The sequence below is a fragment of the Caenimonas koreensis DSM 17982 genome, from assembly GCF_009646335.1.
GTDB lineage: Bacteria > Pseudomonadota > Gammaproteobacteria > Burkholderiales > Burkholderiaceae_C > Ramlibacter > Ramlibacter koreensis.
In genome coordinates, this window is the sequence record NZ_WJBU01000009.1 from 204,637 (window position 1) to 228,685 (window position 24,049).

Genomic DNA, 24,049 nt, shown 5'->3' on the forward strand with positions numbered 1-24,049 from the left:
ACATTCCTGACGGGCATCTGCAGTGGCAAGTTTGCTGATTCTGGGCGCGGGCGGGCATGGCCGCGTGGTTGCCGATGCGGCGCTGGCGGGCGGCCAATGGTCGCGCGTGTTTGCGTGTGACCGTGATCCGGCGCGCAGTGGTGGTGACCTGCCACATGGTGGCAGCGGCGAGCTGTTGCATGGCGTGATGCTGATGCCGATCGCCCAGGCCATGGCCGTGGGCGTGCCGGTGCATGTGGCCATCGGCAAGGCGGCGCATCGTGAGCGCGAGTGCGCTGCGCTGCGTGCGGGGGCGCTGGCAACGGTGACGCATCCCACGGCTTCCATCTCCAGATTCGCCACGCTCGCGCCCGGCTGCTTCATCGCGGCCCAGGCCGTGGTGGCGCCTGGCGCTTCGCTGGGTACGTCGGTGATCGTCAATCACGGCGTAGTGGTTGATCACGATGTGGTGGTCGGCGAGTTCTCGCACATCGCGCCTCGCGCGGCTTTGGGCGGCGGTGTTTCCATCGGCAAGCGTGTGCTGGTCGGCGCTGGCGCATCGGTGCTGCCGGGTATCCGCATCGCTGATGACGTGACCATTGGCGCAGGCGCCGTGGTGGTCGATCACATCGACGAGCCGGGCACTTACGCTGGCGTTCCGGCGCGCAGGCTGCAATGACGGGCGAAGACTTCATCGCGCTGTGCGTCCCAGCGAGCTGCACGTTGCACGATGCGCTCGTGCGCCTGAACACGACAGGCCGTGGCGTGCTGCTGGTGACCGCGCCCGATGGAACGCTGCTTCGCACGTTGACTGATGGTGACTTGCGGCGCGCCGCATTGCTGCACACGAGTGAGCAGTCGCCCATCTCCGCTTTGCCTGCACAAACGCCGGTCAGTATTGGCATCGACGCCAATCTCGCAGCCGGCATGGCCTTGCTCGATAAACACCAGATCGACCATTTGCCCGTGATCGACAAGCAGGGCCGCGCCGTGGACGTGATGCTGCGCCGTGAGATGTCGCAGCGCATCTGGCTTTCGTCGCCGCACCTGGGTGAGGAAGAGACCGCGTTCGTCGAAGACGCCTTCAAAACCAACTGGATCGCGCCGCTCGGCCCGCACGTCGATGGCTTCGAGCGTGAGCTGGCGGCTTACGTTGGCGTGGGCCATGCGGCAGCGGTGAGTTCGGGCACGGCGGCGATTCATCTCGCGCTGATTTTGCTGGGCGTGAAGGCGGGCGACACGGTGTTCTGTTCGTCGCTCACATTCGTCGGCAGTTCGAATCCAATTCTTTATTGCAACGCGCAGCCGGTGTTCATCGACTCGCAGCCCGAGAGCTGGAACATGTGCCCGCAGGCGCTCGAGCGCGCCTTCGAATGGGCCAGGCGCGAAGGCCGCATGCCGCGCTGCGTGATCCTGGTCAACCTGTATGGCCAGAGCGCGGACATGGATGCGATCGTGGCGATCTGCGAGCGCTATGGCGTGCCGGTGCTTGAAGACGCGGCGGAGTCGCTGGGTGCCACTTACAAGGGCCGCGCGAGTGGCAGCTTTGGCCGCATCGGCATCTTCTCGTTCAATGGCAACAAGATCATCACGACGTCGGGCGGCGGCATGCTGGTGGCTGACGATGAAGCGCTGGTCGTGCGTGCGCGCAAGCTCTCGACGCAGGCGCGAGAGCCGGCTGCGCACTATGAACACACCGAGATCGGCTTCAACTACCGCATGAGCAATGTGCTGGCCGGCATCGGCCGCGGCCAATTGCGCGTGCTCGACGACCGGGTCGCGAAACGGCGCCAGGTGTTCGAGACGTATCGCAACGCGCTCGCGGGCAGCGCGATCGAATGGATGCCCGAGCCTGCGGGCATGCGCTCCACACGTTGGCTCAGCTGCTTCACACTGCCGGGTGGCGATCTCGCGCGCAGGCAGGCTGAGTTGCTGCAGTTTCTCGAACGCCATTCGATCGAAGCGCGGCCGGTGTGGAAGCCGATGCATCTGCAGCCGCTGTATCGCGGGGCGCCGTTCTTCGCGCATGAAAGTGGTGATGTGGCCGCGCGGTTGTTCGAATCGGGCATCTGCCTGCCTTCGGGCTCGAACCTCACTGACGACCAGCAGGCGCGCGTGATCGAGCAGCTGCGGCGCGCACTCGCGCAAGTGGGGGCGTGAGTGCAGCTGTCGCGCAATTCGTTCGTGCTGCTGGTGGTCGATTTGTTGCTGGTGCTGCTGGCCGGCTGGGCCGCGTTCTGGCTGCGATTTAACTTCGACATCCCGGATGAATATGCGCGCATGGCCGTGTATTCGATTCCGTGGGCGCTGGCGGGCTACGCGGCAGGCCTGTCGTTCGCGCGGGTTTATCGGCAGGTGTGGAGCTACATCGGCTTGCCTGAACTGCGCCAGCTCGCGACCGGCATCATGGCCGGCGCGTTGCTGACGGCCGCCGCGATTCTGATGCTGCGCGTGCCGTCGTTCCCGCGCTCGGTGCTCATCCTGCAGCCGCTCATTGCGCTGGTGTTGCTCGGTGCGGCGCGTGCCGGTTGGCGTACTTTCATCGAACGCAAGACGCTCGCGCGCGGCATTGGCAGGCGTGTCGTCATCGTCGGCTCGTTGCAGGACGCAGCCGATGCATTGCGTGCGCTCAAGGGCTCGCACCAGTGGGAGCCTGTTGGCATCGCTTCACCCGTCGCGAGTGAGGTGGGCAAGTCGATCCAGGATGTGCGCGTGCTCGGCCCGGCACGCGACATCGCTGATGTCTGCGCGATGGCGCAGGCTGATGCGGCGTTGATTGCAAGCCCTGCGGGTTCAGCCGAGCGGCATGAGGCGCTTCTTAGCGCCGCTGGTTCGCACATCACGCTGCTGACCATGCCGCGGCCTGACGAATGGCTCACTGCGAACGGCGGCGAGCCGCGCCGCATCGAGCTTGAAGATTTGCTGGGCCGCACGCCTGTGCAGCTCGATACCGCAGGCCTTGCCGATCTGTTGTCTGGTCAGACGGTGATGGTGACGGGCGCAGGTGGCTCGATTGGTTCGGAGTTGTGCCGGCAAGTTGCGCGCTTTGGTGTGGGGCGGCTGATCTGCGTGGATGTGTCCGAGTTTGCCGTGTACCAGCTAGAGCAGGAGCTGCGCAACGCGCATCCGCAGATGCCGGGCAGCTACTACACGGCGAACATCCGCGAAGCTGATCGTGTGCGTGCCATCGCGATGAAGCACAGGCCTGCGGTGATTTTTCATGCAGCCGCCTACAAGCACGTGCCGCTGATGGAAGAGCTCAACGAAATCGAGGCGCTGCGCACGAATGTGCTCGGCACGGTGAACGCTGCGCGTATCGCGGGCGAGTGCGGCGCGCGCCGCTTCGTGATGATCTCCACCGACAAGGCGGTGAACCCGACCAACGTGATGGGCGCGAGCAAGCGGCTCGCGGAGTTGATGGTGCAGTCGGTTGCTGCGGAGTTTGCGGACACGCAGTACGTGTCCGTGCGATTCGGCAATGTGCTCGGCTCCAGCGGGTCGGTTGTGCCGCTATTCACGGCGCAAATCGCCCGCGGCGGGCCGGTGACGGTGACGCACCCGGACATCGTTCGCTACTTCATGACCATTCCCGAAGCTGCGCAGCTTGTGTTGCAGGCGGGGTTGATGGGGCGCTCGGGCCAGATTTTTGTGCTGGACATGGGCGAGCCGGTGAAGATCGTCGAACTCGCTCGCATGCTGATTCGCCTGTCGGGCCGCACCGAGCAGGAAATTCCGATCACCTACACCGGCCTGCGCCCGGGCGAGAAGCTGTTCGAGGAATTGCTGGCCGACGACGAGACGACGCAGCCCACGCCGCACCCAAAGTTGCGCATCGCGAAGACGAGTGTGGAGCTACCCGACAGCGCAGGCGTGACGCGCTGGATCAATGAAGCCGGGCCGCTGCCGACGCGTGAAGCCGTGCGCGACTGGCTGCGCTCGCAAGTGCCGGAGTACGACGCGCGGTAACGTGCAGCGGCGGTTTGCGCTGATCAGTTCGCGATGCCCGTGCGCGCGAGCACATCACTCACCAGTTCCAGCCGCACGAGGGGGTTGTCGAGCTCCATCAGGCGCTGCTTCAGCTGCACGGGCAAGGGCAGCAGCTCGCACCAGCGGTTGGCAACCCAGCCGCAGTCGTCGAGCTTCCATGGGCCTTGAATCGGCATCTGGCCCGGCGCATCCACGCGCTGTTCGAGCGACTGGATCAGCCGGGCGAGCGCGTCGGCGGTGTTCTTCAGGTCATCAGGAACGGGCACGACCATGTCGGGTGACATCGCCTCCACATCGGCGATCCACAGGCCGTGCTTGAGCTGGTCGCGCGACGTGATCTTGAAGCGTTGCGCGCCAAGGGCGCGAATCACCATCAGGCCGGGCTGGGGCGCCTCGTAATCACTGATGGTCGCAAGCGTGCCGACGGCGGAGAACACTTCGGTGCTGCCGGGCTGGCGCACCTCGTTGCCCTGCGTGAGCGAAACAACGCCAAACGGTGCGCCTGCCTTGTGGCAGCGGCCGATCATGTCGAGGTAGCGCACCTCGAAGATCCGCAGAGGGAGCACCCCGTCCGGGAAGAGGACCGTGCCCAGCGGGAACAGCGGCAAAGACTGCAAGGTGAGGGACGACGACATAGGGGTTGCTCGTTCTGGCCGCTATCATCCCACGACCTACTGATGCGAGCTTGATGGCCTACCAAATCCTTTCCTTCCTGCTCGATGTCATCGCCGGCCTCTTCGGCGGTGCCTGCCTGCTGCGGCTGTACATGCAATACCAGCGCATCGGCTTCAACAACCCGATCGGCCGCTTTGTGTTTGCGCTCACTGACTGGATCGTGCTGCCGCTTCGCAAAGTGCTGCCTGCCATCGGCAAGGTCGATACGTCGAGCCTGGTGGCCGTGTACCTCATCGAGCTGGCGCAGTTCGGGCTGCTGTGGCTGCTGATGGGCCGCATGGGCGGGCTGGAGATGCTGCCGGTGCTGGCGATCTTTGGCGTGCTGCGGCTGGTGATCTCAGGCCTGATAGGCCTGATGATTTTGTACGCCGTGCTGTCGTGGGTGCAGGCCGATTCGCCGATGGCCGATGTGATCGACAAGCTGTGCGCGCCGCTGCTGCGGCCCTGGCGCAAGCTGATTCCGCTGGTGGGCGGAATTGACCTGTCGCCGCTGGCTTTTTTAGTGGCGCTGCAGATTGCGGCGATTGTGTTGGGGTATTTGCAGGCGGCGGTGTTGCGGTAGGGGCCAAATGCAAACTGGCTCGCGGTAAGCCAGCTAGAGGAGTGCCACGACGTCGCGCAGGTGGGCGGCAGTCTGCGGCAGTCCACGCTTTTCCAAGAGGGCGACCAATGCTGTCGCGTTGTACTGGGGCCGTGCCCACCGCTCACGCATTCTCTTGAGGGCGGCGAGCGCGGTGAACTTCTCCAGCATCAGCTGGTTCAGAACGAATTCATCGGGCGTCTGCACTTCGATGCCGAACGGATCCAGGACCTCTTTGGGGAAGTCCTTTTCGTTCCACGTGACGATCGCGTCCGCATGGCCGGTGATTGCGGCTGCCAGCACGTGGCGGTCATCAGCGTCCGGAAGCTGCAAGCCCTCGATCAGGTGTTCATAGCCGCAGACCAGGCAATCAGGAATCGCGTCCTCCATGGCTTGCGCAGCGGCGGCAATCTGAACTCGCATACCGGGCCGGTCCCTCAGAAGGCTGCGTGTCCACTCCTCGCGGATGTGGACTGACCACTTGGCGCTATACAAATCTGCATCGGCAAGACTGAGAAGCACGTCCCGCAGCAACGCCGGATACAGGACATTGGCATCGAGGACTGCTGTGTACTGTGCACTTCCCGCCAATCACAACTCCTCGCCCATCTCCTGGGAGAGGTCATTCAAGCGTTTGAGGGCACCGGCGGAACGTTGCTTCTGTTCCTCCTTGTAACGCATGAGTTCTTCGAATTCGATGCGCCGATGTCGATTGATCAGCCGGCACTTCAGCCGTCCCGCTTCGATCTCTTTGATCACAAAGGGGCGGGACACATTCAGGAGCGCTGCAGCCTGCTGCGTCGTGAGCTCCAGCTTCTGTGGGACGAGCATCATGGGCTCGCGCTTGGCCATCTGGCGCAGCACGTCGGCCAGGAAGCGCAACGCGCGCGGAGGCAAGACCAGCACCGGGGGCTCGCCCTTGTCGTCCCGATCCACTTCGATGGTCACCCTGACAGCCTTCGCCTTCGAGTGATCCAGGGCCGCAACCAGACACGCAGTCGCGGCACCAGCCATTTCCGCCTCCATCTCGCTGGCGGGGTCGAGTATCTGGGTCATGACAGGTCCTTTGAAACGCAGGCGCTACGCTAACGCCTAGAACGAAATATACGCATTAAACGCAATATTCGCAACGGCTGGCTGGCAGGAAGAAGAACGACAGAAAAGCAAAAAAGGGTCAGCAACCAGCAAGCTGCTAACCCTCTTCAATTTTGGGAAACTGGTGCGGAATCGCAAAAACCCCAGAAAGCGCCTATTTTCGTAGCTTCCGCGCAGTTACAAATTTTTCAGGGTACGGGTCAGGGTACGGTCGCAGAAAAGCAACAGCTGCTCGCATGTCCCAAATTGCTTTGTTTTGCGGTACTGGGCGGAATGACTGAGAGCCGCCTCGTTTCTGGGCCATGGCCCACACTACGCCTCAGGTTGATCAACGCTTGTCGAGACAAGCGACAGAGGGGCTTGCGTCGCCGTCTGCATGACCCTGGCCGAGAGGTCGGCGCCCGACACGTCTTCATACCGCGCCGGAATCCGCTCTTTGAGGCGGAAGAGCCGCTGATGCGCCGTTCTGGTGAGCTGCCCGTAGGTGGTCGCCATCACCTTGCCGCGAAGAACACTCTCTTCCTTGATTTCCTTTTCTCGAGCGGTCTTTGGCGCGATCTCGTACCCGACGACAAAGGCTCTGAACGTGGGCGTGCCGTCCAACGCGCCGCTGCCCAGAAAGTCTTGGATGTAGCCGTCAGCCTGGTTCATCTCTTCGCGCCCGATGGCCGACTTGCCCTTTTTGAGCTCGATGATCAGCACGTCCTGGATGCGCATCAAACTGGAGTTCACCGAGTCAAATGCCTCGGTGCCCACAACGGAGCAAGTCGCATCGGCCAGCGACACAATGTCGGGCCGCTGCCTAGCGTTGGCAAAAGCAGTGGTGGAAACGCGCTTGCCGAAAATCTTTGCAGTGGCCGTTCGCAGGCTTACGTTGGAGGCGTATTCGCTGCTGTCGAACTCAGGTCCAAAGAGCCACCGGGCCTGAGTGACCAGCGGATGCAGCGTGTGCAGCTCGTCGGTTGCCGATGGCCTCGTTCTCGTCGTCCAGCCGCCCCTGCAGCTTGGCCTGCTCCGCTTCGAGCTTGGCGATGCGCTTGGCCTCGGCCTTGCCCGGTTCGCGGCGCGAAGCGCGCACGCGCTGGAAGCCGTGCAGGTCAGCGTAAGTGGCACGCGGCACCGCCTCCAGCCAACCCCAGCCCTCGGCGCGCACGTCCTCGGCCACGGCAGCGAGCTTGTCGCGGGCCAGTGCGTCCAGCAGCACGGCATCGGCCAGAAACACGCCGCTCTGCTCATCGGCGAACAGGTCGCGGCGCAAGCCGCCGCCCGCCCGCTCGTAGGCGTCCAGCCCAACGAACCGGGCCACCGGATCGCGGCCCGCATCGATTTCCTCCTGCGTCAGGTGATCGCGCAGCGCATCGGGGCTGCGCTGCCACTGCGGCGAGTCGTAGAAGGCGCTTTCCTGCGCCTTGTGATCGTCGGTGATGGCTAAGGCCATCAACTGGTCCAGCGTCACGGCGTCCGCCCGGTAGTCCGCCAGCAGCCGGGGCGAGACGTTGGCGAGCTTGAGGCGGCGCTGCACCACCAGTGGCGTCACGCCGAAATCGGCGGCCACGTCCTCGATGGGACGGCCTTCCTTGATGAGCGCGGCGAACGCCTCGAACTGGTCGGCTGGGTGCATGGCTTCGCGCTGCACGTTCTCCGTCAGGCTGACAGTGCGCGCCGCCGCATCGGGCACCAGCAGGCACGGCACCTCATGGTCCTTGGCGAGCTTGCGGCGCTTGACCAGCAGCTTGAGCGCGGCGAGGCGCCGCCGGCCGGCGACCACCTCGTAATGCTCGCCATCCGGAGACAACACCACGGTGAGGTTTTGCAGCAGGCCCACACGCGCGATGCTCGCGGCCAGTTCGGGGATCGACGTGCCGCCGCTCTTGCGCACGTTGCGCGAGGACGGGCGCAGCCGCGACAGCGGAATCAGCAGCAGGCTCTGGCCCGCGCCGATGGCGGCCACGGTCTGCAAGGCGGCGGCGATGGCGGTGGTTTCGTGAAGGGTTGCGGTGTTCATGATGAAACTCCTATCGAGTGAAGAAACGGACAAGCCAACGGAGCGAAGAACGAAGGGGCCGTGTTGGCGTGATGGCCCCTCCGCGTGGGGTTTCGGGGGTTCAGGCCTTGAGCCGCTGCATGCCATCGGCGAGCAGCCACAGCGCGCGGTTCAGGCGCAGGTTCTGGTCGATGCCCTGCACGGGGCGGGTGCTCTGGCGCCGCCCATTGGTGGCCCGGCCCTGCAAGCCGCCCTTGATGAGGTTTTCCTGTGTGCGGTTGAACACGCTCCACAGGTCGGGGCTGCGGTCGTCGAAGCGGCGCGGCGTCAGCACCTGCATTTCGGTGATGGGCGCGGGCTTGCTCTCGTCGTCGTACTTGAGGGCCAGCGCGGCGCGGGCGAACACCTGGGATTCGCCATCGTTCAGCGTGATGGCCTGCATGGCCTCGCGGGACGCCAGCGCCCGCTCGAAGCCGTTCAGGACTTCATAGGCCCCTTCGATGACCTGCCCGGCCACGTCGCCTTTGTGGGGCACGCGCACATCGGCCACGGTGTCGCCGCACACCAGCCCGTTCTGGCAAACGAATCTGAAGGCGCCCGCGAGCATCTGGTAGCTGCTGGTGCCGTCGTGCGAATTGAGCAGGATGATTTCGTTGGCGACACCTCGGGCGGTGATCTGGCTGGCGTGGCGCAGCCGCAGCATGTGCTTGGTGAACTCGCGCCTGTCGTCGTGGCGCACGCGGGTCTGGCACACCATGAAGGGCTGGAAGCCTTCACCGCGCAGCTTGTGCAACACCGTGGCGGTGGGGATGTAGCTGTACCGCTCGGATCGGCTTTCGTGGGGAGACTCCGCAAAGATGGACGGGGCCACGGCCCTGATCTGGTCATCCGACAGGGGATGTTCGGAGCGCAGCACCGGCGAGCGCGGTGCGAAACGGGAAGCGAGTTGCATGGTCTTTCTCCAATGAAGTTGGCTGTTGAAGAACCCCGACCGGATTCCTAGATTCAGAGCCCTCTTCGGACTTCCGGTGGGGTCGGCGCGAAGTCCCAGGTCGGCCTCGTTGCCACCGTCTTTCCTGAGTTCATCGCCCGCGACGAAAGGGAGCCCGTGGACGGGGGCCGTCAAGGAGACAAGCGCAGGGTTGGTGCGGCCCGCAGGCGCAGCCGAGGACACGGCCCTGCGCGCCTTGACGGCACCCGGCCGCGGGCTACAGTCGCGAACAAGGTGATGGGCTCAGGAAAGACGGCGACTGCGGCAACGTCCGCTCTCGGCGCCGGCACCACGCAAGCGAAGCGCGCAGCGCCGCCAGGCGCGAAGGCCGATCAGGCGCAGCCTGTTCGGCGGGCCTGCAGGGGCGCCAAGCGCAGCGCGGCGGGGATGGGCTGCACAGCCGATCCCCTGGAGGCAAGCGCAGCGCGCAGGCTCTTAAGGGCGACAGGCGTCAGCCGAGCAGCGCGAGGGAATGATGGAAGCCCGAATGGGGCGAGACGCCGCAGGTGGCTCGATGCGCAGCACGACAGCGCGGCCGGCCACGGCTCCTTGGCCGGGACGCCCGAAATCCGTTACTGTCTGTGAACGTTCATTTCCAAGAAGCAGAAATCCGGATGAGCAACCTGTCACCCACCACCGAAACCCGTGTCGCCGTCCTCGTCGATTGCGACAACGTTTCGCCAGACATCCTCGAACACGCGCTGCGCATGGTGGCCCAGTTCGGCCGTGTCGTCCTTCGGCGTGGCTACGGCAACCAAGGCACGCTCGCCCACAAGTGGCAGGAAGCGCTGGTGCGCCTGGCCTTCACGCCTTGCCTGCAATACCAGTACGCCGCGGGCAAGAACACTGCAGACATCGCTCTGGCTCTCGATGCACTGGAGGCGCTCTTCGACCAGCGAGCCGACACCTTCTGCCTGGTCACCAGCGACTCCGACTTCGCGTACCTGTGCCGCAAGTTGCGCGAGCGCGGCGCGACAGTCTGCATCGTGGGCGAACCCAAAACGCCCGACGCGCTGCGTAACGCAAGCGACCAGTTCTTCGAATGGACACGCCCCGAACCACCTGCCGAAGCCGCCGCTGAAGCCGTCCCCAAAGCGGTGAAGGTCGAGCCCGTCAAAGCGGAGGCGCCGAAGCCCGAAGCACCGAAGCCGGCCATCAAGCGCCGACCTCGCTTCGTGGTCGAAGCCGTGTCACTGCTGGCCAGCGACACGTCCGAAGGCAAAGTGGGCTTGGGCGTGTTGGGCCAATACCTCAAGCGCACCGACCCTGCCTTTTCGCCGCAGACCTACGGTCACTCCGGCTTGCTGAACATGCTCAAGAGCTACGACCTGCTGATCCCCCGCCAGGAAGAAGGTGGTCACTGGTCTGTGAGTCTGGCGCCGAAGACCGACACGCCTGTGGAAGGAAGCGAAGCACCGAACGTGTAGGGCGTCCAGTCGCATGGGGCCGCAGGCTGCAGGCGCTGCATGGCCCACATCCGTCCATCGGCACGATCGTGCTGCTTGCGACGATCAGGTGATCTAGCACGCGCGTTCCCATCGGTGCTGTCGCCTGCCGAAGCGTCTTCGACAGAAGCATAATGGCCCAAGATGGCTCCGGGCAGCCGAGTGGTCAAGCCGCGCTGAATGTCGGTCTTTGAGCTGATGGCGAAATCAGCCCATCTTTGCGCCCATTTCGACTGGCGACTGCCGCACGCTCTGCCTATCGTGAAGGCTCCAACTTCAGGAGCAAGCCATTACAGACGAAGCGAATCAAGAACCGACAGGGGCTCCAAAGCCGAGAGCTCCCGCGCGAGGCATTTTCTTGCCCTCGATGAACTGGATTGAGGACAAGAGAGAAGTCGCGCAAGAGAAGCAGCGGCTTTTGGCGCTGCAAGAGCAACTCAGCCGGGTGATGGCCCAAGCCACTGGAGCCGATGCGCGGACGCAATGCGTTGGCTCATGTCGCCAGACGAATCGGCACCTTCAGGTAGCGCACGCCACTGGATTCGGCTGCAGGCAGCCGCCCCGCTCGGATGTTGACTTGAATGGACGGCAGCAGCAGGTTGGGTGCTGACAATGCGGTGTCCCGTCTTTCGCACATGGCCACGAACTCTTCGGCGCTCACCCCCTGGCACGTGCACGTTCCGCAAGCGCTCGTCCTCCACGGTGGTCTCCCAAGCATAGTGATCCCTTTCCGTTGCCTTGTAATCGTGGCACACAAGTAGTCGCGTCTGCGAGGGCAAGTCGTCAGACCAGTAGTCGACACCCTGACAGGTGTCGGTGAAGGGCATCCTCCCGATGCTGCCGGACCGCGGCTTTGGCCCGTACGAGGCACTCAATCCGTACCGCCTCTGGTGGGCAGTGGTTTTGATCGCCGGTCTTTCGCTGTGTGGCCACCTGGCTATTCGATGGACGGGACCCAGCCGCGGCATCTTTTGGACCGGCTTGCTTGGCGGACTGGCTTCTTCGACGGCGGCGACCTTGGCGCTGGCACGCCGCTGCCGCAAGGACCCTGCCATCCTGCGGGCGGCCAGTTCCGGAATTCTGGCCGCCTCGGCAATGATGTTTCTGCGGATGACCGCGCTGGTTCTGCTTCTGCAACCTGCGCTCTGGAGCTCCATGGGCGCTGCGATGGTCGTTGGCGCGGCAACGCTTCTCGGCGCATCGTTCTTGCGGTTGCCGTCCGAGGCGCAATCCGAAGCGACAACACCAGCCACCGATGCGGGGGATGTCTTCGATCTGAGCACCGCGCTGGGCTTCGGCCTTCTTCTCGGCGTGCTGGCGCTGCTGACGCGGGCCGCGCAGCAATGGATGGGCGATGCGGGCTTGTATGCCCTGTCGCTGTTGTCCGGCCTGCTCGACGTCGATGCCATCCTGCTGACTGTGATGCACATGAACGGCCAGGGAGCCTTGCCCACCCAAGCCGCTACGATCGCTGCCGGATTAGCGGTGGTGGCCAACATGACCATGAAAACCCTTCTTTCCTGGCTCATCGGCGGAACGGCATTGGGATGGCGCGTGACCTTTGGCTTTGCGGCAGCGATGACCGCGGCCGCCCTCACTGCGTTCATGGTGTCCAAGGCCTGAAGCAGCACGCGAAAATCTGAAGATCGGATGCGCCAAGCGACCTCTTCTGCCGCGCATCGACGCATCATGACCATCCACACAAAAGGCTTCCCATGCTTACCTTGACCAGTCTGGGCGGAGCCGGCACCGTCACCGGCTCCAAGCACCTGCTCTCCCATGGTGACACCCACCTGCTGATCGACTGCGGCTTATTCCAGGGTTTGAAGAACTTGCGCGAGCTCAATTGGGAGCGACTCACCATCGACCCCCGCGACATCGATGCGGTTGTGCTCACCCATGCGCACCTTGACCATTCGGGCTACCTGCCCAAGCTGGTGCACGATGGCTTTTCCGGGAAGATCTATGCGACCCCGGCCACGCGCGACGTCGCTGAGCTGATCCTGCGCGACAGCGCGCACCTGCAGGAAAAGGATGCGGACTTCGCGAATCGGCATGGTTTCTCCAGGCACGCACCCGCACGGCCACTGTACGGGGTGCGCGAAGTCGAGCGTGCCATCGCGGCCTTTGCGCCCGTGCGACTGCACCACAGCGTCGCCATTCCCGGTGGCGCCACATTGCTCCTGCGCCGCGCTGGCCACATCCTGGGCGCAGCGACAGCACAGATCGACATCGGGGGCCAGCGCATCGTCTTCTCTGGCGATCTGGGACGCTACAACGATGCGGTGATGCACGACCCTGAGCCGGTGCCGCAGGCTGACTATGTCGTCATCGAATCGACCTATGGCAACCGCAGTCACGATGTCGCGGACCCGGTGGAGGCACTCGGACGCGTGATCGAATGCACCGTGCAGCGCGGTGGCACTGTGGTGATTCCGGCCTTCGCGGTCGGCCGGGCGCAGTCCCTGATCCACCACCTGTGGCTGCTGCGCCAGGCCGGCAGGCTGGCCAACGTGCCGTTGTACCTCGACAGTCCGATGGCGGGCAGCGCCACGCAGCTCCTGCATGAGCACGCGGGCGAGCACAAGCTCACCGCGCGCGACTACGAAGCTGCCTGCGCTGCGGTCACCTACGTCAAGGAGGTGGAGGAATCCAAGGCCTTGTCCGCCAATCGCTTCCCCAAGGTCATCATCTCGGCCAGCGGCATGGCCACCGGGGGGCGTGTGTTGCACCACATCGCCGCCTTCGCGGGCGACCACCGCAACACGCTGCTGTTTTCAGGCTTCCAGGCCGCCGGCACGCGCGGGCGCAAGCTATTGGAAGGCGCGCGGGAGGTAAAGATTCACGGCGAATGGATCAACGTGCGCGCCGATGTGGCGGAACTGCCCATGCTGTCCGCACATGCCGATGCTGGCGAGTTGCTGCGCTGGCTATCCGGTTTCCAGCGTGCTCCCAAGCGGGTGTTCATCGTCCACGGTGAGCCTGAGGCCTCGGAGGCCTTGCGAGAACGCATCCAGCGCGAACTGGGTTGGGATGCAACCGTGCCATTGCAGAACAGGAAGTACACACTGTGATGGGTCTGGAGAGCCGCAGGCCCGCCGTGCCGCCGGCTACTTCTTGAGTCCGAGCCGTCGCGCCAGCTTGTGCAGGTTGCTGGCATCCAATCCCAATGTGCGCGCTGCCGCAGCCCAGTTGTCCTGATGCAATGCCAGTGCCTCCCGGATCGCCTTACGCTGGCTGGCTTCCACGACTTCGTGCAGGGGGGCTACGGATCGCGACACACCGGGTGCACCGACAGCTTGGTCGACACCGGCCGCTACTGCGCCTTCGGCCATCTCCAGTGCATCGAGATCCAGCATGTCCGCCTCCAGCGTCACGATATCCTTGCGGTTGGCGCCCCGGCTCACCGCCTTCAGCGCCGCGCGACTGATCACATGCTCCAACTCGCGCACATTGCCCGGCCAGCGGTAGCGGCGCAAGGCCTCTTCGGCCGCAGCCGAAAGCCGCAGGCTGCGCAGACCCAGCCGTGCCCGGTTGAGTTCCAGAAAGCGCCCGGCCAACAGCAGCACGTCGTTGCCCCGCTCGCGCAGCGGCGGGATCGGAATCGGATACACCGACAGCCGGTGGTACAGGTCCGCACGAAACGATCCGTCGCGCACATGCTCGCGCAGACTTCGGTTGGTGGCCGCGATCACGCGCACGTTCACCCGCCGCGGCCGGTCGGCCCCAAGGCGCTGGATCTCGCCGTTCTGCAGCGTGCGCAGCAGCTTGGCCTGGATGGACAGTGGCAGCTCACCCACTTCGTCCAGGAACAGCGTGCCGCCCTCTGCCGCCTCGAAACGACCGGGCCGGTCGTTCACCGCGCCAGAAAATGCTCCGCGCGCATGGCCGAACAGTTCGCTCTCCGCCAATGATTCCGGCAAGGCAGCGCAGTTCACGTGCACCAGCGGCTTGGACGCACGCCGCGACAGCCGGTGCAGCCGGTGCGCGAACAGTTCCTTGCCCACACCCGTCTCCCCCAGCAACAGCACCGGCAGCTCGGAATCGGCCACCACCTGCAACTCGTGCAGCAGGTGCGTGATGGCTTCACTCTGGCCCAGTATCTCGCTGTCTTCGCGTTGCTCCGGCGCACCCGCAGGCAAGGCGCCGGCGGACAATCGCAGGCCGCGAATCTCCGATTCAAGACGGGTCACCCGCACCGCAGCCTCGACCGCGCAGGCAAGCTCGGCCATGTCACTCTGGGCCTGCGCGCCGAAGGCCCCGACCTCCAGCGCATCCAGCGTGATCACTCCCCAGCGCTCGCCCTCCACGTCCAGCGCCATGCCCATGCAGTCGTGCACCGCCATCGGCTCTCCCGCACGTTCGGCGATCAGACCATCGTAGGGATCGGGCAGCACGCTATCGTGGTGGAAACAGGTGACGCCGCGCCGTTGCAGGATGGCCGCCAGGCGCGGATGGTCCTTGACCGCGAAGCGCCGTCCCAGTGCGTCACTGGAAAGCCCGTCCACCGCCACCGGCCGTAGGTGCTCCTGCTCCAGCTTGAGCAAGGCGACAGCTCCGCATCCGAAATGCACGCGCAGGCTGCCCACCAGCCGCTGCAGACGTACCGCCACCGGCAGGTCAGCCACGAGGTCGGCCACGAGAAGGAGTTGGATGGCGGAAATGGTCATGGACACCCTGGATGGTAAATGAAACCCTGATAAAGCATGGTCTATAGCACCATTGTGTTTTCAACCTATTGATTTTTATGGGATTTCCTGTGGCATGCGACTCGCATTGGTGATAGCGCCGAACCGGCATCCGACCAAGGAAAGCAACATGAAACGCACCCTCAGCTCTAGCGCCATTGCCACTGCCATCTGCCTCCTGGGCGTTACCCTGTCCGTGCAGGCACAGCCTGCAGGTCACTCGATGCACAACGCAGCGGCATCCTCCGGAACCGCGACCGCGGCAGCCCAGCCTGCAGCGACCAAGCGCTACGACCTGCACACCAACATCGTCGACGGCAAGATGGTCTTTGTCGACGACAAGGGTCAAGTGAACCCCACGCTCTCGGCCAACGCGGGCGACACGATCGAGATCGTGCTGGAAAGCGGCGAAGGCGCCGAGCACGACCTGGTGATTCCCGAACTGAACGTCGCCTCGGCCAAGTTCAGCGCCGGCACCGGCAAGACCACATTGCGCTTCAAGGTGCCGCGCTCGGGCGCCTTCACCTACTACTGCTCGATTCCCGGCCACCGGCAGATCGGCATGGAGGGAAAACTCCAGGTGAGCGGGACTGCGGTTGCCGACGCGGGGACCGTGCCCGCCGCGAACACCGATTCGAGCCAGGCGGCACTCGCGCTCTACACCCCCGCCCCTGTGCCGCAGCGCGCGGCGGACCCGTCTGCCGTCAGCGTGGCGGCCAACCCAGCCGGGGTGCCGGCGGCCATCGGTACGCGGGCACCGAAGACGCTGAAGTACCGCATGGAGACGGTCGAGTTGCCCGGCAAGCTCGATGACGGCACCAGCTTCACCTACTGGACCTTCGACCGCCAGGTGCCAGGCCCGATGCTGCGCGCCCGCGTGGGCGACACGGTGGAGTTGACCCTGGCCAACGCCCGCGACAGCAAGATGATCCACTCGATCGACCTGCATGCCGTGACCGGCGGCCACGGCGGCGGCGAGCACACCCAGGTCGCCCCCGGCCAGGAGAAGGCCATCACGTTCAAGGCGCTCAACCCGGGTCTGTACGTGTACCACTGCGCGACGCCGCTGGTCCCGCAGCACATCGCGGCGGGCATGTACGGAATGATCCTGGTGGAGCCCGAAGGGGGCCTGGCCAAGGTAGACCGCGAGTACTACGTGATGCAGGGCGAGATGTACACGGGCCGGCCGCACGGCGCCAAGGTGCACCAGGAGGCCGATCTCGAGAAGATGGCCAACGAACTCCCCGACTACTACGTGTTCAATGGCGAGGTCGGCGCCTTGAGCAAGACCCACAAGCTGCAGGCGAAGGTGGGCGAGACGGTGCGCATCTACTTCGGCGTCGGAGGCCCCAACAAGATCTCGTCGTTCCACGTCATCGGCGAAATCTTCGACACCGTGTACAGCGAAGGCTCGTTCAGCGGCATCAAGCACGACGTGCAGACCACGCTCGTCGCCCCGGGCGGCGCGACCATCGTCGAAATCAAGGTCCAGCACCCGGGCAGCTATCTGCTGGTGGACCACGCGCTGTCGCGCGCCGGCAAAGGTGCTGTCGGTGTACTCGAAGTCACCGGCGTGCCGGTACCCGGCGTCTACAAGGCCGGCCCCCTTTAACCCCCCGACGAAAAGGAGCCCACGATGGAACTCATTGACCAATCCCTGGGGCAGCTCGCGCGACGCATCTCCGGTGCCACGCGCGTGTTCGACGCCCATCACTTCGACTTCTGCTGCGGCGGCAACCAGTCGCTGCGCTCGGCCGCGGCGGCGGCTGGAGTGGATCCCGCTCCGATCGTGCTGGAGTTGCAGTCCCTGCAATGCCGCAGCGCGCAGGATGGCGAGCGCGACTGGGACCAGGCGACGCCCACCGAGTTGGTGGACCACATCCTGACCCGCTTCCACGCGGTACACCGCGAGCAGTTGCCCGAACTCATCCGCCTGGCGCGCAAGGTCGAGCAGGTGCATGGCGAGCGCACTGATTGTCCGGCTGGTCTGGCCGAACATCTCTCGGCCATGGCGCAGGAGCTGGAGAGCCACATGCGCAAGGAGGAAGACGTGCTGTTCCCCATGATCGCGCGCGGCCATGGCGCGATGGCCGGCGCCCCGATCACCGTCATGCGCATGGAACACGACGACCACGGCGTCGCGCTGCGCAGGATGGAAGAACTGACCGATGGCATCACCGCGCCGCGCGCGGCCTGCACCACCTGGCGTGCGCTCTACGCCGGCCTGCGGACCTTCCGCCAGGACCTGATGGCGCACATCCACACCGAAAACAACATCCTGTTCGAGCGCTTCGCGCCGGCAGCCGTGCATTGACCAAGGAGAAACCCATGGGCTCGTACAAGAAACTCTGGTTCACGCTGATCGGCGTGCTGATCGTCACCTTCTCGCTGCTGGGCTACTACGGCAGCGAGGTCTATCGGCAGGCGCCACCGATCCCGGCGCAGGTCACCACCCCGGATGGCAAGGTGCTGTTCGACCGCGAGGGCATCCTCGACGGCCAGACGGCCTGGCAGTCGGTGGGCGGCATGCAGCTCGGTTCGATCTGGGGCCACGGCGCCTACCAGGCGCCCGACTGGACGGCCGACTGGCTGCATCGCGAGCTGACCGCCTGGCTCGACCTGGCCGCGCAGCAGGTACACGGCAAGGCCTATGCGGCGCTCGATGGCCCCGCGCAGGCCGCGTTGCGCGAGCAGCTCAAGGCTGAATACCGCTCCAACCGCGTCGATGACGCGCAGGTGCTGAAACTCTCGGCGCACCGTGTCCAGGCCATCGCACAAACCGCTGCCTATTACGACCAGTTGTTCTCCGACGCGCCCGCGCTTCAGAAAAGCCGGGAGCACTTCGCCATGAAGGAGAACACGCTGCCCAGTGCCGAGCGGCGCCAGCAGATGACGCAGTTCTTCTTCTGGACCGCCTGGGCTGCAGCCACCGAGCGACCGGGGCAAAAGGTCACCTACACCAACAACTGGCCGCACGAGCCCCTGATCGGCAACCAGCCGAGCAGCGAGAACATCGTCTGGTCCATCGCCAGCATCGTGGTGCTGCTGGCCGGCGTGGGCTTTCTCGTCTGGGCGTGGGCGTTCCTGCGTAACCACGAAGAACCACTGCCGGCACCCGCTGCGCGCGACCCTTTGACCACCTTTGCGCTCACGCCATCGCAACGAGGCTTGGGCAAATACCTCTTCCTGGTGGTGGCGCTCTTCGTCTTCCAGGTCTTCATCGGCGGTTTCACCGCGCACTACACGGTCGAGGGACAGCAGTTCTATGGCATCGACGTCTCGCGGTGGTTCCCTTATTCGCTGACCCGCACCTGGCACATCCAGGCCGCGCTGTTCTGGATCGCCACCGGCTTCCTGGCCGCGGGCCTGTTCCTGGCACCGCTGATCAACGGCGGCAAGGATCCGAAGTTCCAGAAGCTCGGCGTGGATGTGCTGTTCTGGGCGCTGGTCGCCGTGGTCGTGGGCTCCTTCACCGGCAACTACCTGGCGATCGCGCAGGTGATGCCGCCCGAGTGGAACTTCTGGCTCGGCCATCAGGGCTATGAGTACGTCGACCTGGGGCGCCTGTGGCAGATCGGCAAGTACGTGGGCATCCTGCTGTGGCTGGTGCTGATGCTGCGCGGCGTGGTGCCGGCGCTCCTGAAGCCCGGGGGCGACAAGAACCTGCTGGCGTTGCTCACGGCCTCGGTGGGTGCCATCGGCCTGTTCTATGGCGCGGGCCTCTTCTACGGGGAGCGCACCCACCTCTCGGTGATGGAATACTGGCGCTGGTGGGTGGTGCACCTCTGGGTGGAAGGCTTCTTCGAGGTGTTCGCCACCACGGCGCTGGCCTTCATCTTTGCCACGCTCGGCCTGGTGTCTGCGCGTATGGCGACGGCAGCCAGCCTGGCCTCGGCCTCGCTCTTCATGCTGGGCGGCATTCCCGGCACCTTCCACCACATGTATTTCGCTGGCACCACCACCCCGGTGATGGCCGTCGGCGCCAGCTTCAGTGCGCTGGAGGTGGTGCCGCTGATCGTGCTGGGCCATGAGGCCTGGGAGAACTGGCGCCTGAAGGCACGCGCGCCCTGGATGGAAAACCTCAAGTGGCCGCTGATGTGCTTCGTCGCCGTGGCGTTCTGGAACATGCTGGGCGCCGGTGTCTTCGGCTTCATGATCAACCCGCCGATCTCGCTGTACTACATCCAGGGCCTGAACACCACGCCAGTGCACGCGCACGCCGCGCTCTTCGGGGTGTACGGCTTCCTGGCGCTGGGCTTCACGCTGCTGGTGCTGCGCTACCTGCGTCCGGACTACCAGTTCAGCGCACCGCTGATGAAGACCGCCTTCTGGGGTCTGAATGTCGGCCTGGTGCTGATGATTTTCACCAGCCTGCTGCCGATCGGGATCATCCAGTTTCACGCCAGCGTCAGCGAAGGCCTGTGGTACGCACGCAGCGAGGAATTCATGCAGCAGCCACTGCTGCAGAACCTGCGCTGGGTGCGCACCTTCGGCGACGTGGTATTCATCGGCGGCGCCATCGCGATGGCGCTGCAGGTGGTGTTGGGTCTGTGGGCCAAGGACGCCCCGCAGCAACAGCCTGGACAGCGCCTGGGTCAGGCACGGGTTTGAGGGTCCGGGCTGCGGTCGATCTGTGCCGCAGCCCGGCAAAAGAGTTCAATTCAACTGAAAGAGAACAATGAAGATGAGATACACCGTAGGAGCATTAATGGCCGCAATGCTGACCACACTGGCGGCCGGCCCCGTGCTGGCCGCCACGTGCGATGTGGAAATCGAAAGCAACGACGCCATGCAGTTCAACAAGAGCAGCATCGCGGTGCCAGCGAGTTGCAAGCAGTTCAACGTCAAGCTCAAGCACGTGGGCAAGCTTCCCAAGGTCGCCATGGGCCACAACTGGGTATTGAGCAAGGCGTCCGATGCACAGGGCGTGGCGGCCGACGGCATTCCCGCCGGGCTGGACAAGGCCTATGTGAAGCCCGGGGATGCACGGGTCATCGCGCACACCAAGGTCATCGGCGGCGGTGAAACCGACTCGGTCAGCTTCGACGTCTCCAAGCTCAAGGCTGGAGATAGCTATGCCTGGTTCTGCTCTTTCCCGGGCCACGCGTCCATCATGAAGGGCACGCTCACGCTGTCGAAGTAATCACGTTCATCACAGGCCCACGAGCCGCAGGAATCCCAGCGGGTCGTGGGTCCTGGCGATGGCGAACATCATCAGGAAGCACGTGAGGGCTGCGGCAAACGCCAGTGCCTTGCCCCTCAGGGTCCGCGCTCGCCGCAGCGCCATCGTGCCCAACACGATGTAGGCCACCAGCAGCATGAGCTTGGTCAGCAGCCACGGTGTGGCGAAGGGGTTGAGCTGCAAGGTCGCCAGCAGCAGCAAAGCGGCCGCGAGCAAGGCGGTATCGATCACCTGGCTCAGCCGACGGACGGGAGTCAACATGGGCATCTCAGCGCCCAACAGCACGCCCACGCCCCGGCCGGCAAAGAGGCCTCCGCTGAGCATCGCGAGCCCGACGTGCGCGGCCTTGATCAGGAGATAGTGATCGGCCAGTGCCATCCCCCTATTCCTCCTCACCACTGCAGGTAGAACATGGCCTTGGCCAGCAGCACGATGGCCAGCACATGGCAGAAGACACTCAGGTGCAGCCGGCGTGAACGCTGATCTCCCAGCACGCCCCGGCGGCGCCAGACCATGGCCGTGGCGAAATGCCCAAACACGCTCAGGGCCAACGCGATCTTGAGCGTGAGCAGCAGCCCGAAGCTGCTGGCCAGCGGCTGCGTCAGCGCTGCGCGGTGTTGCCAGGCCAGGCCGAGGCCAGCCGCATACAGTGTCAGCAGCACCCAGGGCATCACGGCGGTGGCGCGGTCGCCGATGGCGCGCTCGACCGCGCGCATCGTCTCCTGGGGCAAGTGCTTGCGCACACCCTCCAACATCACCACCTCGAAGAACACCGTGCCCACAAAGGCGATGGCAGCGAGCAGGTGTAGCACCAGCAGAACGCCGTAGCTCATGGGCAATTCCTCATGCCACCTGCCGGCGCTGTGGCTTCATCCGCTGGCCCGCTTTGGGCAGCAGGTTGATCAGCAGGTCGGTGCCGGGCAGCAAGTCGGCCAGCGAGAACCCATCCAGGTGCGCCATGAACTCCTGCAGCGCACCTCCGAGCACGCCAGCGAGCCGGCACTGGCCGGTCAGCACGCACTGATTGTCAGTGGAGAAGCACTCGACCAGGGCGAAGTCGGGCTCGATGCCGCGCACCACGGCGCCCAGGTTGATATCGCGCGGCGCATGGGCCAGGCGCATGCCACCACCCTTGCCACGCACGGTCTCGATCCAGCCCTGCAGACCGAGCTGGTGCGTCACCTTCATCAGGTGTGCTTCCGATATGGCGTAGGCTTGCGCCACCTCGGAGATGGTGCACAGGCGATCAGGCTGCTGCGCCACGTACATCAGCAGGCGCAGCGCGTAGTCGGTCATCGTGGTCAGGCGCATGGCGATGCCTTGTTCATTGGGGTGGGTTCGAGCGAACCGCGATCTTGTCGGGTCTGAGCACCGGCGCCGCATCGATGCGCGGGCGAATCAACATCGGAAAGAACCGCCACAGGTACAGTGCGAAGGCCAGCACCCAGGCGCTGGCGGAGGCGTGCAGTGCGGCCAGAGCAAGGCCGGTGGGCAGCAGCGCCAGCAGGCGCAGCGCCGCCGCCGCGATCACCAGCCCATAGCAGCACACGATCAGGCGGTCCGTGCGCAGCGGCCGCCCCAGGTGTCCCAGCGCCGTGCGCGTCACCATGCCGATGATCAGCACGGAAAACCCCGCCACGCCGATCACGTGCGCCGGCCAGGCAGCGCGCAGCACGGCGCCTGCGGCGTGCGCAGCCGCCACCAGCAACCCCGCGCCAAGCGCGGCGTAACCGACATAGAGAATCCACAGCAGCGGCACGCGCCATACGGCACCGGGTTTCCAGGCCAATACCTGGACCACGGCGATGACTCCCGCGACGGTCAGGAAAAGGGCTGTCGCCTCCGACCAGCCGAGCAGCCCGCTGCCGATGGCCAGGCCGCTCGCCGCCAGTTGCCAATGGCCGCTGTGCGTGTGCATCGGAATGCTCAAACCCGGCACCGCACGCATGGCAAAGAATGGGATCACCCGCCTGGCCACCAGCAGCGCGATCACTCCCATGCACAGCAGGCCTGTGTTGAAGTGCTGCATGAGCCGCACGTAGTCGCCCTGCCAGGCGGCGAGCAGGAACAAGGCATCGGCAACGCCCAAGGCGAGGACCAGCAGCGGCACACCGTAGTTGCGCTGGCTGCGCGTACCGTAGATGGCACGGCCCAACGCGATGGCGGCGCCCATGAAGAACACCAGTTCGCTCGCCACGGCCACCCAGAAGGAGGTAGTACCGGGTATGAGATAGGCGGCACGGGCCGTCACCCACAGTACGCTGAGCACGCCCAGCGCCTTTCCTTTGAGAGGATTGATGCCGGTCCAGTTCGCCCCTGCGGTGAGCAGGAAGCCCACCGCGATGGTGGCGATGAAGCCCCAGAGCATCTCGTGCGCATGCCAGATGACACCGGCCAACTGCCCGCGCAGCATGACGGGGGCGAACACCCACAGCGCCACCGACACGGCCGCCCAGAAGCAGCCGGCCAAGTACAACGGCCGGAAGCCTAGTTCCAGAAATGCCGCCCATTGCGGCGCTGGGAGTTTCACCCTCCCCGGCTCCTGGATCTGCAGCAGCTCAGTCATGGCACGCAGTCTCAAGCCAGCGCCGTGGGCACGGCGTCCGGATCGCGGCTGATCTGGTAGCCCATCCACAGGCTTTGCGCGATGCGCTCGGCCATGGCGCAAGCCTGCCCGGCCATCGCCCGATTGGCCTGGGCGGCCGCGTTCTCCCTGAAGAGCTTCAGCCAGCGCTGGAACAGCTCTGCTGAAAGGCCGGGCAACACCGCATGCTTGGGCATGGGTGCGCCCGCGAACCGGCCGGTGCGCCTGAGGATGGCTGACCAGAAGTCCACCAATTTGGCCAGGTGGTGGTCCCAGTCGCCGATGTGTGCGTCGAAGATCGGGCCCAGCACCCCGTCCTGGCGGACCCGCGCATAGAACGTGTGCACGAGGGCAGCGACCTCGGCCTCGGTGCAAAGTTCGCTGCCGGGCATCCGGTCCTGCGCGGTTTGGGACGTCGTATCGCTCATAAGATTTACTTGCAATATATCTTATGATGCCTTCAAGCGGCCACCTCACCGCGCCCCTCTCTGATCTATATCAAACGCAAAGCGCCATGGCACTCAAACACGCTCAGCCCCTGGAGGTCATCGACTTGCACGCCACCGACGAGACGCGTGGTACGGCGGTCAGCAGCAGCTTGCTCAAGACCCCGCATCTGCAACTGATGCGGGTCGTGCTGGCAGCAGGGCATGCACTGCCGGAACACCACGTGCCTGGCGAGATCACGATTCAGTGCCTTTCGGGGGAGGCGGATGTCGTGACGCCCTCGCGCACGTGCCGACTGGCTTCAGGCACCTTGGTGATGCTGCCCGCCGCAGAGCCCCACCGCGTGCAGGCGCACCTCGACACCCTGCTGTTGGTGACGGTGCTTCATCCCTGATGGGGTCCGCACGGGCCA

General features: G+C 64.9%; 24 protein-coding genes and 1 pseudogene. 12 read left to right on the forward strand and 13 right to left on the reverse strand.

Annotated features, from left to right (window positions below):
• Nucleotides 1-22: 22 nt before the first annotated feature.
• Genes GHT07_RS10575 through GHT07_RS10585 form a run of 3 tightly spaced genes read left to right on the forward strand, consistent with a single transcriptional unit; the run spans nucleotide 23 to nucleotide 3,945 of the window.
• Nucleotides 23-658: a NeuD/PglB/VioB family sugar acetyltransferase gene (locus GHT07_RS10575; RefSeq protein WP_323740883.1), complete on the forward strand. Its 636-nt coding sequence runs from the start codon at nucleotides 23-25 to the stop codon at nucleotides 656-658.
• Nucleotides 655-2,139 (forward strand): aminotransferase class I/II-fold pyridoxal phosphate-dependent enzyme, encoded by a 1,485-nt coding sequence (locus GHT07_RS10580; RefSeq protein ID WP_323740884.1) that lies wholly within the window; start codon nucleotides 655-657, stop codon nucleotides 2,137-2,139. The genes GHT07_RS10575 and GHT07_RS10580 overlap by 4 nt, the downstream gene beginning before the upstream one ends.
• A complete protein-coding gene (locus tag GHT07_RS10585) occupies nucleotides 2,140-3,945 on the forward strand; it encodes a polysaccharide biosynthesis protein (RefSeq protein ID WP_323740885.1) in 1,806 nt (601 codons plus the stop codon).
• Nucleotides 3,946-3,968: 23 nt separating this feature from the next.
• Here the strand turns inward: GHT07_RS10585 and GHT07_RS10590 are convergent, their stop codons facing one another.
• Nucleotides 3,969-4,601 carry an LON peptidase substrate-binding domain-containing protein gene (locus GHT07_RS10590; RefSeq protein ID WP_153585036.1) on the reverse strand — a complete coding sequence of 211 codons (633 nt, stop codon included), beginning with the start codon at nucleotides 4,599-4,601 and terminating at the stop codon, nucleotides 3,969-3,971.
• Nucleotides 4,602-4,654: 53 nt separating this feature from the next.
• On the opposite strand from GHT07_RS10590, the gene GHT07_RS10595 reads away from it, so the two are divergent.
• A complete protein-coding gene (locus tag GHT07_RS10595; protein WP_153585037.1) occupies nucleotides 4,655-5,203 on the forward strand; it encodes a YggT family protein in 549 nt (182 codons plus the stop codon).
• 33 nt (nucleotides 5,204-5,236) lie between these two features.
• On the opposite strand, the gene GHT07_RS10600 is transcribed toward GHT07_RS10595, so the two are convergent.
• The 5 genes and pseudogenes from GHT07_RS10600 to GHT07_RS10620 all read right to left on the reverse strand — a co-directional run bounded on the left by GHT07_RS10600 (nucleotide 5,237) and on the right by GHT07_RS10620 (nucleotide 9,252).
• A complete protein-coding gene (locus GHT07_RS10600) occupies nucleotides 5,237-5,812 on the reverse strand; it encodes a PIN domain-containing protein (protein ID WP_153585038.1) in 576 nt (191 codons plus the stop codon).
• Nucleotides 5,813-6,277: a helix-turn-helix domain-containing protein gene (locus GHT07_RS10605; protein ID WP_153585039.1), complete on the reverse strand. Its 465-nt coding sequence runs from the start codon at nucleotides 6,275-6,277 to the stop codon at nucleotides 5,813-5,815.
• A 351-nt stretch (nucleotides 6,278-6,628) separates the two neighbouring features.
• Nucleotides 6,629-7,072, reverse strand: a complete 444-nt coding sequence (locus GHT07_RS10610; RefSeq protein WP_194792899.1) for a hypothetical protein — start codon at nucleotides 7,070-7,072, stop codon at nucleotides 6,629-6,631.
• 214 nt (nucleotides 7,073-7,286) lie between these two features.
• Nucleotides 7,287-8,321 (reverse strand): annotated as a pseudogene (locus tag GHT07_RS10615) (ParB/RepB/Spo0J family partition protein); the annotation flags it as partial.
• A gap of 100 nt (nucleotides 8,322-8,421) precedes the next feature.
• Nucleotides 8,422-9,252: a DUF932 domain-containing protein gene (locus GHT07_RS10620; RefSeq protein ID WP_153585042.1), complete on the reverse strand. Its 831-nt coding sequence runs from the start codon at nucleotides 9,250-9,252 to the stop codon at nucleotides 8,422-8,424.
• 653 nt (nucleotides 9,253-9,905) lie between these two features.
• Here GHT07_RS10620 and GHT07_RS10625 point away from each other — a divergent pair.
• On the forward strand, nucleotides 9,906-10,718 hold the full coding sequence (locus GHT07_RS10625; RefSeq protein WP_153585043.1) for an NYN domain-containing protein: 813 nt from the start codon (nucleotides 9,906-9,908) through the stop codon (nucleotides 10,716-10,718).
• Between the two features lie 511 nt (nucleotides 10,719-11,229).
• On the opposite strand, the gene GHT07_RS21740 is transcribed toward GHT07_RS10625, so the two are convergent.
• Nucleotides 11,230-11,397 (reverse strand): hypothetical protein, encoded by a 168-nt coding sequence (locus tag GHT07_RS21740; RefSeq protein ID WP_194792900.1) that lies wholly within the window; start codon nucleotides 11,395-11,397, stop codon nucleotides 11,230-11,232.
• Nucleotides 11,398-11,552: 155 nt separating this feature from the next.
• On the opposite strand from GHT07_RS21740, the gene GHT07_RS10635 reads away from it, so the two are divergent.
• Together GHT07_RS10635 and GHT07_RS10640 are read left to right on the forward strand one after the other, a co-directional pair.
• Nucleotides 11,553-12,359, forward strand: coding sequence for an MgtC/SapB family protein (locus tag GHT07_RS10635; protein ID WP_153585044.1), 807 nt, complete (start codon nucleotides 11,553-11,555; stop codon nucleotides 12,357-12,359).
• A gap of 92 nt (nucleotides 12,360-12,451) precedes the next feature.
• Nucleotides 12,452-13,810, forward strand: a complete 1,359-nt coding sequence (locus tag GHT07_RS10640) for an MBL fold metallo-hydrolase RNA specificity domain-containing protein (protein WP_153585045.1) — start codon at nucleotides 12,452-12,454, stop codon at nucleotides 13,808-13,810.
• Between the two features lie 36 nt (nucleotides 13,811-13,846).
• On the opposite strand, the gene norR is transcribed toward GHT07_RS10640, so the two are convergent.
• Complete coding sequence (gene norR / locus GHT07_RS10645) at nucleotides 13,847-15,406, reverse strand: nitric oxide reductase transcriptional regulator NorR (protein ID WP_153585046.1); 1,560 nt, start codon at nucleotides 15,404-15,406, stop codon at nucleotides 13,847-13,849.
• A 148-nt stretch (nucleotides 15,407-15,554) separates the two neighbouring features.
• Here norR and nirK point away from each other — a divergent pair, with 148 nt between their 5' ends.
• The 4 genes from nirK to azu all read left to right on the forward strand — a co-directional run bounded on the left by nirK (nucleotide 15,555) and on the right by azu (nucleotide 20,567).
• Nucleotides 15,555-17,036 carry a copper-containing nitrite reductase gene (gene nirK / locus GHT07_RS10650; RefSeq protein WP_153585047.1) on the forward strand — a complete coding sequence of 494 codons (1,482 nt, stop codon included), beginning with the start codon at nucleotides 15,555-15,557 and terminating at the stop codon, nucleotides 17,034-17,036.
• Between the two features lie 24 nt (nucleotides 17,037-17,060).
• Nucleotides 17,061-17,738 carry an iron-sulfur cluster repair protein YtfE gene (gene ytfE, locus GHT07_RS10655; protein ID WP_153585048.1) on the forward strand — a complete coding sequence of 226 codons (678 nt, stop codon included), beginning with the start codon at nucleotides 17,061-17,063 and terminating at the stop codon, nucleotides 17,736-17,738.
• A 14-nt stretch (nucleotides 17,739-17,752) separates the two neighbouring features.
• A complete protein-coding gene (locus GHT07_RS10660) occupies nucleotides 17,753-20,035 on the forward strand; it encodes a nitric-oxide reductase large subunit (protein ID WP_153585049.1) in 2,283 nt (760 codons plus the stop codon).
• A 97-nt stretch (nucleotides 20,036-20,132) separates the two neighbouring features.
• Entirely contained in the window at nucleotides 20,133-20,567 is a 435-nt protein-coding gene (gene azu / locus GHT07_RS10665) for an azurin (protein ID WP_228488281.1), read from the forward strand.
• A 9-nt stretch (nucleotides 20,568-20,576) separates the two neighbouring features.
• On the opposite strand, the gene GHT07_RS10670 is transcribed toward azu, so the two are convergent.
• From GHT07_RS10670 to GHT07_RS10690, 5 genes are read right to left on the reverse strand one after another with little or no spacing between them, the layout of a single operon-like run.
• The gene (locus GHT07_RS10670) at nucleotides 20,577-20,984 is read right to left on the reverse strand and encodes a SirB2 family protein (RefSeq protein WP_153585051.1); all 408 of its coding nucleotides are present in this window, start codon (nucleotides 20,982-20,984) and stop codon (nucleotides 20,577-20,579) included.
• A gap of 14 nt (nucleotides 20,985-20,998) precedes the next feature.
• Complete coding sequence (locus GHT07_RS10675; protein WP_153585052.1) at nucleotides 20,999-21,439, reverse strand: CopD family copper resistance protein; 441 nt, start codon at nucleotides 21,437-21,439, stop codon at nucleotides 20,999-21,001.
• A 10-nt stretch (nucleotides 21,440-21,449) separates the two neighbouring features.
• The gene (locus GHT07_RS10680) at nucleotides 21,450-21,917 is read right to left on the reverse strand and encodes an RrF2 family transcriptional regulator (RefSeq protein WP_066272792.1); all 468 of its coding nucleotides are present in this window, start codon (nucleotides 21,915-21,917) and stop codon (nucleotides 21,450-21,452) included.
• A 13-nt stretch (nucleotides 21,918-21,930) separates the two neighbouring features.
• Entirely contained in the window at nucleotides 21,931-23,172 is a 1,242-nt protein-coding gene (locus GHT07_RS10685) for an NnrS family protein (protein ID WP_153585053.1), read from the reverse strand.
• A gap of 11 nt (nucleotides 23,173-23,183) precedes the next feature.
• The gene (locus GHT07_RS10690) at nucleotides 23,184-23,582 is read right to left on the reverse strand and encodes a group III truncated hemoglobin (protein WP_153585140.1); all 399 of its coding nucleotides are present in this window, start codon (nucleotides 23,580-23,582) and stop codon (nucleotides 23,184-23,186) included.
• A gap of 122 nt (nucleotides 23,583-23,704) precedes the next feature.
• On the opposite strand from GHT07_RS10690, the gene GHT07_RS10695 reads away from it, so the two are divergent.
• The gene (locus GHT07_RS10695) at nucleotides 23,705-24,031 is read left to right on the forward strand and encodes a cupin domain-containing protein (protein WP_153585054.1); all 327 of its coding nucleotides are present in this window, start codon (nucleotides 23,705-23,707) and stop codon (nucleotides 24,029-24,031) included.
• The last annotated feature ends 18 nt before the right edge of the window (nucleotides 24,032-24,049 follow it).